The sequence below is a fragment of the Streptomyces sp. NPDC051109 genome, assembly GCF_044455885.1.
Classification (GTDB): domain Bacteria; phylum Actinomycetota; class Actinomycetes; order Streptomycetales; family Streptomycetaceae; genus Streptomyces.
Window position 1 is genome coordinate 36,352 of sequence record NZ_JBITFF010000028.1, and the last position, 11,352, is coordinate 47,703.

General features: G+C 71.3%; 13 protein-coding genes and 3 pseudogenes. 11 read left to right on the top strand and 5 right to left on the bottom strand.

The genetic code is table 11. The annotated features are described in order from the left end of the window. Window position 1: 1 nt before the first annotated feature. The 5 genes from ACIBAD_RS33385 to ACIBAD_RS33405 all read left to right on the top strand — a co-directional run bounded on the left by ACIBAD_RS33385 (window position 2) and on the right by ACIBAD_RS33405 (window position 3,034). A complete protein-coding gene (locus ACIBAD_RS33385) occupies window positions 2–1,303 on the top strand; it encodes an amidase domain-containing protein (protein ID WP_134076020.1) in 1,302 nt (433 codons plus the stop codon). After that, complete coding sequence (locus ACIBAD_RS33390) at window positions 1,303–1,746, top strand: hypothetical protein (RefSeq protein WP_398910515.1); 444 nt, start codon at window positions 1,303–1,305, stop codon at window positions 1,744–1,746. Before ACIBAD_RS33385 ends, ACIBAD_RS33390 begins: the two co-directional genes overlap by 1 nt. Window positions 1,747–2,115: 369 nt before the next feature. Next, window positions 2,116–2,388, top strand: coding sequence for a hypothetical protein (locus ACIBAD_RS33395; RefSeq protein WP_134076024.1), 273 nt, complete (start codon window positions 2,116–2,118; stop codon window positions 2,386–2,388). Next, a complete protein-coding gene (locus tag ACIBAD_RS33400) occupies window positions 2,385–2,756 on the top strand; it encodes a DUF6247 family protein (RefSeq protein WP_134076026.1) in 372 nt (123 codons plus the stop codon). Before ACIBAD_RS33395 ends, ACIBAD_RS33400 begins: the two co-directional genes overlap by 4 nt. Beyond that, entirely contained in the window at window positions 2,753–3,034 is a 282-nt protein-coding gene (locus tag ACIBAD_RS33405) for a hypothetical protein (RefSeq protein ID WP_134076027.1), read from the top strand. The genes ACIBAD_RS33400 and ACIBAD_RS33405 overlap by 4 nt, the downstream gene beginning before the upstream one ends. A gap of 423 nt (window positions 3,035–3,457) precedes the next feature. Here the strand turns inward: ACIBAD_RS33405 and ACIBAD_RS33410 are convergent. Continuing rightward, window positions 3,458–3,846: pseudogene (locus ACIBAD_RS33410) on the bottom strand (hypothetical protein); the annotation flags it as partial. Between the two features lie 485 nt (window positions 3,847–4,331). Here ACIBAD_RS33410 and ACIBAD_RS33415 point away from each other — a divergent pair. Then, entirely contained in the window at window positions 4,332–4,790 is a 459-nt protein-coding gene (locus ACIBAD_RS33415; RefSeq protein WP_134076029.1) for a hypothetical protein, read from the top strand. 509 nt (window positions 4,791–5,299) lie between these two features. On the opposite strand, the gene ACIBAD_RS33420 is transcribed toward ACIBAD_RS33415, so the two are convergent. Next, a complete protein-coding gene (locus ACIBAD_RS33420) occupies window positions 5,300–5,917 on the bottom strand; it encodes a hypothetical protein (protein WP_134076031.1) in 618 nt (205 codons plus the stop codon). Between the two features lie 284 nt (window positions 5,918–6,201). Between ACIBAD_RS33420 and ACIBAD_RS33425 the strand changes: the two genes are divergently transcribed. Then, complete coding sequence (locus ACIBAD_RS33425; RefSeq protein WP_398910518.1) at window positions 6,202–6,657, top strand: RpiB/LacA/LacB family sugar-phosphate isomerase; 456 nt, start codon at window positions 6,202–6,204, stop codon at window positions 6,655–6,657. A gap of 357 nt (window positions 6,658–7,014) precedes the next feature. Here ACIBAD_RS33425 and ACIBAD_RS33430 read toward each other — a convergent pair whose 3' ends face one another. Then, window positions 7,015–7,275, bottom strand: a complete 261-nt coding sequence (locus tag ACIBAD_RS33430) for a hypothetical protein (protein ID WP_134076035.1) — start codon at window positions 7,273–7,275, stop codon at window positions 7,015–7,017. A 690-nt stretch (window positions 7,276–7,965) separates the two neighbouring features. Continuing rightward, window positions 7,966–8,904, bottom strand: a complete 939-nt coding sequence (locus ACIBAD_RS33435; RefSeq protein WP_398910520.1) for an alpha/beta fold hydrolase — start codon at window positions 8,902–8,904, stop codon at window positions 7,966–7,968. A gap of 333 nt (window positions 8,905–9,237) precedes the next feature. Here ACIBAD_RS33435 and ACIBAD_RS33440 point away from each other — a divergent pair. The 4 genes and pseudogenes from ACIBAD_RS33440 to ACIBAD_RS33455 all read left to right on the top strand — a co-directional run. Next, window positions 9,238–9,540 (top strand): annotated as a pseudogene (locus tag ACIBAD_RS33440) (helix-turn-helix domain-containing protein); the annotation flags it as partial. 261 nt (window positions 9,541–9,801) lie between these two features. Next, complete coding sequence (locus ACIBAD_RS33445; RefSeq protein WP_398910547.1) at window positions 9,802–10,173, top strand: hypothetical protein; 372 nt, start codon at window positions 9,802–9,804, stop codon at window positions 10,171–10,173. 137 nt (window positions 10,174–10,310) lie between these two features. Then, a complete protein-coding gene (locus ACIBAD_RS33450; protein WP_134076039.1) occupies window positions 10,311–10,508 on the top strand; it encodes a hypothetical protein in 198 nt (65 codons plus the stop codon). Between the two features lie 67 nt (window positions 10,509–10,575). Next, window positions 10,576–10,761: pseudogene (locus ACIBAD_RS33455) on the top strand (darcynin family protein); the annotation flags it as partial. Window positions 10,762–10,810: 49 nt separating this feature from the next. On the opposite strand, the gene ACIBAD_RS33460 reads toward ACIBAD_RS33455, so the two are convergent. Next, window positions 10,811–11,326, bottom strand: coding sequence for a hypothetical protein (locus ACIBAD_RS33460; RefSeq protein ID WP_398910522.1), 516 nt, complete (start codon window positions 11,324–11,326; stop codon window positions 10,811–10,813). Between the last annotated feature and the right edge of the window lie 26 nt (window positions 11,327–11,352).

An 11,352-nucleotide genomic window follows, 5' to 3' on the forward strand; every position in this document is an offset into this window, starting at 1 on the left:
CGTGGTCGCCTATCACGACCTGTACGACTGCCGCGTGGACCAGTGGCAGAAGGCCGCGGACGACTGGGTCGACCTGGCACGGCGCTCCTCTTCCGCCTGCGAGGACATCCGCGCTCAGGGCAAGAAGCCGCTCGACGACCACTGGGCGGACGCCACCGGGAAGCAGGCCGGCAAGCGCCTGGAGGACCTCGCCGACCGCCTGGAGTCCGGCGGCGACATCATGAAGGGCGTGGCCATGGTCCTCGACGCCCTGGCCCATTCCATGGGCTTCGCCCAGCGCACTCTCTTCCATGCGGCCGAGTTGGCGAGGGAGCACGGGCTGGGCATCCAGGACGGCCGCGCCGTGGGCGCGTACACGGGTGCCGCACCCGTCGGCCCGAACGTCCCGCAGAACGTGCGCGACGCCTACACCAAGGAACTGGGGCACATCTCGGAGGTCAACGCGCTGATAGAGGAAGCCCTGCGCGAGGCCTCCCAGGCGGACGGGAAGGCCTCCGCCGAGCTGGACAAGCTGGCGACGACCATCAATGTCGCCGACACCTCGCAGGCGCACAACGAGATCCTGGTCGAGGCGTCCCACGTCGAATTCGACATGCTCAGGGCGGACATCCCGGTCGGGAAGGACCCGCACCTCCAGCGCGCCTGGTGGGACGGCCTGACCCCGCAACAGCAGAAGGACCTCATGCGGGCCGATCCCGTGACCCTCGCCGACCTCAAGGGCCTGCCGCCCGAGGTCGGGCGCGAACTCCGCGGACCCGACGGCAAGATCGACCGGGTCGAGATGGTGCGGTACGCACTCGACCACTGGGACAAGAAGGACGACCTGGACTACGGGGCCTCCGGCAACTGCACCAACTTCGTGTCGTCCAGTCTGGAAGCGGGCGGCATGAAGAAGAAGATCTCGCCCTGGACGGGGCTGATGGGCGACGACACCTGGGGCCGCCAGAGCGGGACCGGGTGGGACTGGCTCGACCAGAACGCGTACCACTCCGAGTCCTGGGCGCGGGCCGAGGGGTTGCAGAACTTCCTGCTGCGCCACGGCAGCAAGGAGGTCCCGAGGGCGGACGCGCGCCCCGGTGACATCATCTTCTACGAGCAGGTGGCGCCCGGCACGGAAACAGCCCCGGGCGAGACCCACCATGCCGCCGTCGTCACCTCGGTCACCCCTGACGGGGACATCAAGCTGACCCAGCACACCAGCTCGTTCCAGAACGTGAGTCTGGACAGCCGGGAACACATCGCGAACAGGAACGGGGGCGAGCAGCGCATCCGCATCGTCCGCCCGGAACCGGATTGGTACTGATGGCCGCCACCTCACCCTCCCCCGCTACGAGCGGCGGCACCGCGCGCCCGCGTGCCGTCACGTTCGGCACCGTGACGGCGGCACTGATGGTGCCGCTCATGATCGTGGCGGGTGTGGCGGCCTCCCTGCACACGCAGGAGATCCAGCACGAGTGGGCCGACCGTCAGCGGGAAGCCTGTCGGCACTTGCCCTTCCCGATGGCGGAGTACGCCGCCGGGTGGGCTGGTGCGATCCTCGGCGTAGCGGCGGTGGCGGTGTGCGTGCTGCTCGCGCGGTGGCTGCGCGGCCGCTATGGCCTCCGGCTCGGGGAGACCTGGCCAGGTCTGCTCGCCGGCACCACCGTGTGGCTCAGCGTCCTGGCGATTCCGATGGAGCTGATCCAGCTGTATGTCGTGTACTCGGCCGCCGCGTCGGGGATCAAACTCGGCGACGGGTGTTTCTGAGCTTGTAAGCGGGGTGTCGTCGGTGTGGTACCGGTTGCGGTGAGGCATCTGTCGATGGCGTCGCTGCGGTGTTGGATCTGGCGGAGGCCGTGTCGTAGCCGGCGGATGAGGCGGCCGGGGTCGGTGAAAGCATGTTGGCCTGGCTGGTCCCAGCCTCAGCTGCGCGACCCCTTGGAGCCATGCCTGCTCGCACTTCTTGATCGAACGTTGTGACACGTACGCAGTGGTCCTGCCGATCGGGTGGTGCCGGCTGGTCGCGGCTGTCGGAGCCGGCCCGGGGGCACTCCCTCCGCCAGACCTCGCGCCTTGGCGGCGGCGCTTTGTCAAGCGCGCTTGCGTTTGCGGTTCGGGTGAGGAAGGCTCGGTCCCATGACGACCCCCATGGGCGCGACACGCGTCGCGCTCGCGCCCGGCGAAACGGACGAGCTGGACCACCTCTTCCGTACGGTGGAGGAGCTCACGGCTGCCCTTGAACAGGCCCGCGCTGCACTCAGTGAGGCCGCGGGACGGATCGCAGCCGGGCACGGGCGGGGCGGGCCGGCCGCCGTCGCAGCCCAGGTCGGCTGGTCGCGCCAGCACGTCTCGACCCTCGCCGCCGCCCACCGCCGACAGGAAAACGGCAGCCGAAAGGACGCGGCGTGAGCACCGCCGCCGAGCACCCCCACGACGGCGGCCTCCCGCAGCCCGCCGCCACCGTCGAGGATCTGCGCGCAGCCCTGGTACGGATCGCGCCGGATGCGGTCGCCACCTTCGACGCCGAACGCGCCGCGGCCGTCGCCCAGGCCCGCCGCGAGGTCAGCTCGGCCCCGGTACGCCGGTTCCTGCGGCAGTGGGCGCTGCATGTGGCGATCGAGCGGCACCCCGACCTCGCCGCCCGGCTGCGGCACCTCGAAGCGAGGGCCGCGCACGTCACTGACCCCGAAGAGGGCCGGATGATCACCGCTGAGATCGGGCGAATCCTCGACAAAGCCGCAGCCGAAGCCGGACTGCACCATGGCGGGGAGTCTTGAGCGGCTGGCGGTGGGAGTACGACCCCGATGCCGAGCACGTCGTCAAAGGCCTGCCCGGCCATGTGGTCGCCGAGGTCGAGCGCCTCGCGGACGAGCTCGTCGCGCTCGCCGACGTCGGAATCGATGTCACCGACATCGGCGAAGGAGCCCGCCGCGGCGTCGGCGGCGGGCTACGCCGTATCCCCCTCCTCGCCGACGGCTGGTTCTACGCCCTGCCCCTGCCCCGTCTCCAGCTCATCGCGGTGGTTCGCGTCATCCCCCCGTACGCCGATCTGTAAGACCTCCGTGGCACGCCGCCGTGGAGGACCGGGATCCGGCCGCCCTTGCCCGGCTGCTGGCCGCTGACCAGGCCCCGCGCGATCAGAGTGAGGACCGGCGCCGCGCCGGCGTCCTGGCCGCGCTGATCGCGAATCTGGTGGACACCTATGGGACTGATGGCGATCGGCCTGTGTGAACGGCTGCGCTGGTGGTACTGACGGGCATCGGTCGGTCCTGACGTCCGAGGACCTCGAGCGGTCTCACGACGCCGTGTAGGGCGTGTCCCTCACATCTGACGGTGAGTTCGCCATTCGAGCCAGTTGGGTTGCGTGACCGCTACGGGCGCGCTGCACGGCGACGTCTGTGGACCACGCGCTTCGCCGGGTGTGGAGCCTGCAAGTCCGATTCACGGAATCCGGTGATCGAGTCCCAGCCCTGACCCAGCGGACGCTGCCCAGGGTGCGGTCGGCTTCGGAGCCGCTCAACCTCGGGGTGGTTTCCTCGATGCGGTGGAAGCGGCCGTCGGGGGCCAGGTCGGCGAAGGCGTAGACCGCCATGGTGACGGTGGTCCCGTCGTTCTTGGTGATGTGGCAGGTGTGCCGGTCGGCGTACTTGCCGCCGTCGTACAGCTCTTTGTGGACCTCTACCGTGCCGCCGGAGACTATGCCTCGCAGGTGGCTGAGGTGGTCGAGGAACTCGGCGCGGTCGGCCCACTTGGCGTCCGTGCGCTGGCGGTACCCGGGCGTGAAGGGCGCTCGGCGGCCTCCTCCAGGGTGATGTCGTGGTTGAAGAGCAGGTCGTTGAGGGCGGCTTCGATTCCGGTGCGGGTCATGGTGACGGCTGACGGCTCCCTTGGGTGTGCGTGGGTGGGTGCGTGGGTGGGTGCGCGGGTGGGTGCGCGGGTGGGTTGCTCGGTGTCAGGCGGTGGGGGCGAGGGTGGTGTCGAGCCAGTCGTAGATGCGGGTCCAGAGCCAGGCGCGTGGCTCCGGGGTGGCAGGGGGCGCCTGCTCCTTCCTCGGGTCAAGGACACCCCGGACAGCAGATTCACCGAGCCGCGGGAGACACCCTCCGCCCGACTTCGACAACATCATGCGCCACCGGTCGATCCGCGCGCTGGCGGTATCGATTGCCTCGCTCGCGGGGACCTCGTTTCCCGAACGCCGGGCTGACCGCTGCCTCGGAGAGCTGTTCACCTCCGGACAGAAGGAGTTCAGGGCGCGATCACCTTGCATTCTTGTGTGATGTGAAATATCACATCACACAAGGCGCGTTGATGACCCGTCACGCACCGACGAAGACACAAGGAGAGCACGTCCCATGAACCGCTTAGCCCTTCTCGCGGTCGGCGTTGCCGGCCTGACCGTTCTGGCCGCAGGCCCTGCCTCCGCCGCGACCCCTGAGGCCGCCGCCGACCAGACCGTGACCACCTGCGGGAACTCGGGGCTCCAGGCAGGCCTGCTCACCCGGCTGTGCGCGGAGGTCACCGGTAACACGGTGCAGTTCTACGGCAAGGTCAGCCTCGCCGGGCCGCCCTCTCCCGGCAGCCCGGCGCCGGCTCCGAAGGAGCTGTCCACCACGCTGTCCACCGAGGTCGTGGGCGCCGGCGCCCCGCCCCTCACGCAGGACAAGCCGGTCGTCTTCACCTCCACGACGCTCGACGTGCGCGGCCCGGCGAGCACCGTCCCCTGTGGCGCGACGGTTCGCGGCACGTTCGGCGTGGCCTCCTTCCCCTGGTCGCCCCGGCCGGTCGTGCACGAGGTCACCCTCACCTGCTGACGCCCCGTCGCCCGGCGACCCCGTCACGTCCGGCCCGGCGACTCGCCCGAGCGGGTCGCCGGGCCGGTCACGCCGCCCGTAGACCGTTTGGCCTGGTGGTGCGGTGCGCGGGCACCGCAGGCTCCGCGGGCGCGGCCCGCCGGGGGCTGCGCCGGTGGGGTGGTGGAGGAGCGGGCGGCCGAGGCGGAAACGCGGGCCGTCGGGAACCGGGGCGCCGGGCGGGCTGGTCAGGGCACGCAGGACCTGGCCGACCATACGGCCCGCCAGTGAGCGGACAGCGTGGGCTCCTCCAGGCCGTGCGCTACGACGGCGGCGACGGCTTCCCGGACCTGGAGATGAACGACAAGGTCAACAACGGCACCGCCCCCCTCTTCGGCCGCATCAGCCTGCTGAAGCAGTGGAACCAGACGGACCTGCGCTGCTCGAAGGCGCCCGGAACCGTAACCCGTTCATCGACCACCCGGAGTGGGTCGACTCCATCTGGTGGCAGCCCGGGGGCGCTCGGCGTGCTACTTGACGTAGATCTCGTCGAGGGTGTCGATGACCCCCGCCGCGTTCAGGTGGTAGTGGAAGGGGAGCCCCTTGTCCGGGTGGGTGTCCAGCCACCCGGTCAGCTCGCTGGTGGAGATGGGCTTGCCCATCACCGTGGAGGGCCCGAGGATCGGCGCCGTCGCGGTGATCTTGGCCGTCTCCGCGATCGGGATGTACGTCCACGGGCCCGACGGTTCGAAGCGCCCGGGGCAGCCGTACGTGCCGTGCTGGACGATGAGACTGGTCATACCGCCCTCGGGCGTGTAGCGGTGCACGGCGATCGTGTCGGGCGAGACCGGCATCCTGCCGTCGGCGCCGCAGGTCGGCGCGGGGGGCGGGGCCGGGGCGGGTGGAGTCTTCCCCGCCGGGGTGGCGGTCGCCGAGGGCTTGGGCGCCGCGCCGGTCTTCGAGGGGGCCGGCACGGCAACCGTGGCGCTGGCGGTGGGCGGGGCCGGGGCGGTGGGCGGGGCCGGTGCGGCCGCGGTGGGCTTCGCGTCCGGCGCGGCCGGGTCGTCGCCGTTCTGACAGGCGGTGAGCGCCAGCACGCCGCACACCGCCAGGGCGGCCATGGCCGCCTGCCTCCGAACCGCTCTCATGGTCTTCTCCCTCTCCCGGATTCCGGCGTCGCCGCACCGTAACCCCCGGGATCCGGCCGGGGCGACGGCCGGACGCGGTTCGTCACCGGGCCGGGATCCCGTTGTTGCGGAGTGCGGACCTCCGCCCCCGCCCCGCGGACGCCCGTGACCGCTCACCGGTCGGGGTCAGGGGGCCGGGCGGCCGGCGAGGGCCTGGAACTGCGGCCAGGCGGCCTGCGGCGGGCAGGGGTCCCAGAGCGTCAGCACCTACGACCAGGCGAGTTCAACCTGAGTAGTCTCGGGGCATGCGGATCTCCGTTTCCTCGGACATGGACGAACCCGTGGCTCGTGCGCTCCTGGGGCAACTGCGCGACCGCGGACACGACGTGGTGGTGTACGGGGCGCTGAGCCCCGGCGACGACACGCAGTGGGCGGCCTGCTCGGAGGCGGCGGCCCGCGAGGTCGCCGCCGGGCATGCCGACCAGGCCGTCGTGTGCTGCTGGACCGGTACGGGCGCCTCGATCGCCGCGAACAAAGTGCCGGGTGTACGCGCGGCCCTGTGCACGGACGCCTACACGGCGGACGGTGCGCGCCGCTGGAACGACGCCAACGTGCTCGCGCTCAGCCTGCGCCTGACCTCGGAACCACTGCTCAAGGAGATCCTCGACGCCTGGTTCGCCGCCGAGGCGAGCACGGACGCCGAGGACCGGGAGAACGTGGCGCGCATCGAACGGCTCGACGGCACCGGGACCACACCCTGAATGAGGGCAGTGACGGCGGCGGGTGGGACGGTGGCCGGGAGGTCGCCCCGCTGAGGTGGGGGATCACGCTGGTCCGCCGCCCAGATCCAGGCCGAGGCGGTCGCGGGCCTGCTGTGCGACGCCCATACCGGTTCGCCGACCTGAGGAAGCGGGTCGAGTCCGCGCCGAGGCGGACGCGGTCAAGGCGGGCATGGCCGTCTCGGAGCAGATGACGGTCGCGTTCGCCCGTCTGCCGCCGTGTTGTGGGGCTGCGTCGCGTAGCCGGCGACGTCTTGCAGTACCGCCTGCCGTTCCTGCCGGGGAGGGGGCCCAGAACCGCGTCGTCCCGTCGTCCGGCGTGCGGAGCCTTTGGGCGGGCTAGCCGAGCCAGACGATGCCCAGGACGGACAGCCGCCGGGTGGGGCGGTTGGCCACGTAGACGACGGACAGCTGCCCGACGGACGCGGCGCGGACGTCTTCGCCCTCCGGGTCGCCTGCGTTCCACTGGGGCCAGCCCCACGGGGAGCGCACCGCGATGTCCAGGACGTCGCGGGCCATCTCCCTGGCCGGGTCGGGGAGTTCGGCGAGCGTCTTCGCGGCTTGCGGGGACAGGCGTACCGCCCACGGCTGATCACTCACCCGCGGCCTCCGGGGCCTCGTCCAGCTCCACGTGGGTGGGCTCGTCTCGGCCCGAGTCCGTGAAGGGCGTCGACGGCCGGGGCCGCGGCGACGGGCAGCTGCCGGATTCGCACCACCTCATGCAGGGGGGTGAGGCCGTAGGCGTGTCGGGCGTCCTGCAGAGCCTTGGCCCGGTCCCGTTCGAACGCCGGCACCCATGTGTGCGCACGGCGGTCGGCGGGTGGGACGTTCACGGGCTCCTCCAGACGGGTGGCACCCGCCACGGTAGCCGCCGCGGCCGTGGAGGGAGGAGAGGTTTCGTCCTTCCGACGGGTGGAGATGGCTCCCGACGCAGCGGCGGGTTCCGGACGACGCGCGCAAAACGCAGGAGCGCCCGGGCCAGGGCCCGGGGCGTCACGGCGCCGCACCGCACGCGATGCCGGAGGAGGCCGGGGGCGGCGCAGTGGCCGGCGCCGGGTACGGCCGTGGTCTCCGTACGTGCCAGGAGAGTTGTCGGCCGCGGTGTCCCGTCCCGGGTCCGTCTGCGGCGTGATCGGCGCCGAAGCCCCGTCCGGACCCGACCCATGCGCGTCGAGTCCACGAACCGGCGCTTCATCGGCCGAAGCCGCCCGGGCGGCTTCGGCCCCGTCGGGGCGGGGTCAGCGGTTCGGACGCCGTGCGGCGGCCGGCTGGGGGCCGTGCGGCGGCCGGCTACGCGTCCGTGGGGGTCGGGGCGAGGGAGTCGATGTCGTCAAAGAAGCTCAGCATCCGGGCGTTGACCAGGTCGGGGTGGTCGATCTGCGGACCGTGGCCGGTCGCGGCGACGATCTCGGCCCGGGCGCCGGGGATCGTGCGCGGAACGCGTTCCAGCTGGCGCTTCGGGTGCACCAGCAGGCTCCGCTTGCCCATGATCAGGTAGAACGGCCTCCGGATGGAGCCCAGCTCGGCGTCGGACAGCGGCAGCGGAGCGGGGCGGCGTATCCGGAAGGCCTTCACGCCGGCGTGGATCCAGGCGCGCAGGTCCCGGTCGATGATGACCGGTTGCTCCAGCCACTTCGCCAGGGCCGGGCGCAGCGCCTTGGGGGCGAACGTCGCGAAGAGGCTGGCGAAGATCCAGACGAAGAAGCGCAGCCCCACCTTCTCCAGCCCGCCCGGGTCGAGGGCGGTGACGGAGGCGAGGCGCTCGGGCCGGCGGTGGACCTGGTTGATGACGAGCCACCCGCCGTAGGAGGAGCCGACGAGGTGCACCTTGTCGAGGCCGAGGGCTTCGAGGGCCTCGTCCATCCACTGGGCGGCCCGCTCGGGCTGCCACATGGCCTCGCGCTGGATGCTGCGGCCGGGGTCGCCGGGCGTGTCGAGGGCATAGACGGGGCGTTCGGCGCTGAGGGCGCGGGTGTTGGGGTACCACTGCGCGGAGCATCCGCCGGATCCGTGGATCAGGACGACGGGGGTGCGTGACTCGGCGGCCGGGTCGGTGGGGCCGTACCGGTACACGTGGGTGGTGCCGAAGGTCGTCTCCACGTCGGTCTCGGAGCGGAGGGGCGCGCCCTTCGCGTAGAGGACGTCGCAGGCGGCGAAGTAGCGGTCGCGCAGTTCGTCGCTGACGTAGTGGCCTATGTCGCGTCGCACTCGGGTGGTGTTCTCGGGCACGGGGCACCTCCGGGAAGATCTGTTCTTCGTGGTACGACCGTACCATGTTCATGGTACGGCGGTATCACGAAGAGGCCGGGGCTGACAGGCGCGAACGCGCCGCGCCGGGGTCCGTCGTGCGGAGACCTTGCTCCGGCCTCGGCCCTGGACGGCCGCAAGCGGGCCGCAGGTGTCGTACTTCTCGGCGATGACCGGGAGTCGTCCGAAGGGGGCGGCCTGAACATCGAGTTCCTCGGCGAGTTCACGGCGAGGGCGGCGACATGCGCCACGAGTGGACCCGGCCATTGCTCACCAACGGCCCCCGACGGCGGGCTCGTCGTGCAGGCTGTCGGTGTGGACCGCCGCGTAGACACACAGACGTCCCCGTCCTTGCGCTCCGGCGAAACCGGGCCCGCGGGCCCGGCCGGTGCAGCACCGCTGCGGACAGGAGAGCAGGGGCCGGGTCGCGCTGCCGGGGAAGCCCTGGCCAACCTGAAGCGCCTTCTGCGGCGCCTACGGGTGGAACAGGGCCTCAACGTAGGAGGGCTGGCCCGGCGCGCCCGGCTCGGGCGCACCACGACGAGCCAGGCACTCAACGGCGAGACCGTACCGAGTGAAGCCACGCTCGTCTCCCTGGCACAAGCCCTCAGGACACCGCCGGACCCGCTCCTCCAGCTCCGGGACCTCGCACGCACAGGTGGCGATGGACCAGCACCGCTCACGGCTCGCTCAGAGGGCGGGCTGGCGGCCGCCCCTGCCCGGCAGCGGGAACAGGGCACGAGGAAGACGACCGGGCTTCCGGGGGATCGGGAGGCCCGCTTCACCTACGAGTACCTGGACCTGCGGCCCACCAGCCTGCTTCGCGTGCTCCACGGCAAGTTGCGGGATTCTCCGCTGATCGGACTGAGGATCCGCACCGTGGAGGTGTATCGGGCCGCGCGGCTCGGCGAACCCGGACTCTCCGCCCGGCTCGTGCAGTACGCGGACGAGTGCCTCGCGTTCAAGGACCGGATCAAGGACCACGACGACGGAGTGGAAGCGGCGCTTCTCCTCGTCTACCTCACCATCGTGAGCGAGGCCCGATACGAGGCCGACGCAGCGCAATGGGAAGTGTACGACCACGTCCACAGCAGTGCGATGGTGTTCCTGGCGGACTTCGACATCGACTCATTGCACTTCCTCGAACTACAGGGGCTCGTCGCACGAAGGACCTCTGACGGCACCCCGCCCTGGTCGTTGCTCGACGAGTTCTCGGGCGAGGTGCCCGACTGCTTCCCGCCCTACGACTGACTTCGCGCTCCGGGCTACGGCGATGTGTTCGCCCGTGTTCGCCGGTGATCGTCTTCGGTTCGTCCGAACCCCGTCGAACACCGTGTGCGGGACCTTCGACTCCGTCAGCTCGAAGCCCCACGCCTCAGGGAGTCGTCGTGTCCGGTCTCGCCACCGTCCTGCTCTCCACCGTCATGGCCCTCGTCGTGGCCGTCTTGGTCGCCGCCGGGGCGGGGAAGCTCGCCCGACTGGACGGGGCCACGTACCCGGCCGCGATCCTGCGGGCGGCGACCGCGTTCGCCTCGGTCCTGACACTCACCGCCGCCGCGACCGCTGCCCTCGCCTCACTGCGCTGACGGCCGGGGGCCCCGCAGCAGGGAAGCGATCGCCCGGGCCACCCGGGTACGCGTGCGGAGGTGTTCCGTGGATTCCTCCCCTGCCGGACGCAGTACCCGGCGCACGGCTCCGCGCAGCCACTGGTGGCCCCCGGCCGGACGCGTCCATGCGTTCACGACCCACGTCGCCCCGTGGGTCGAGGCGCGCACCCGCGGCGTCCGCTCCCGCTTCTGCGACACGGAGTTCTACTCGGCGCGCTTCACCGACATCTGGGGTCCCCGTGACTCCGGGTCCCCGGGACGGCGGCATCCTGTTACGTGGTTCAGTTGCTGGTCACGACGGGAGCCGGACCGTCCTTCCGGGACGGGTTCGAGCAGTCGAAGAGCACCTGCCCGCTCCGCTTGTCGTAGGAGAAGGACCCGAAGTAGAGATCCTCGGTGATGTCCTTGTTGACCCGGTCGCTCATCATCCACTCGGCTCCCTCCGGCAGGAGCTTCACGATCTCCGGCGGCACGTTCTGGGGCACGACGGGTTTGAACTGCAGAGCGGGGTCCTCCAGGTCCTTCAGCACGGCCTGGTCGTCCACGGCGTTGAGCACGCCCACGAGGCGGATGTTGTTCTGCGAGGGCAACCGGGACGGCTTGTCCGGATCGATCCCGCACCACGACGCGGATTCGAGCTGCTTGAACGACGGGAACCGCGAGGTGATCTGGTCGAGCTCGTGCCGTACCTTGCACGTGCCGGCCTCATCACTCCCGCCCGCCCCGCAGGACGACACCGATACCACGGTCAGCAGCGCCGCCGCGGCGGCGCCCCGGAACGACATCCGTGCCGTCATCGCCCGCCCCCTCCCCCGCCGGAAAT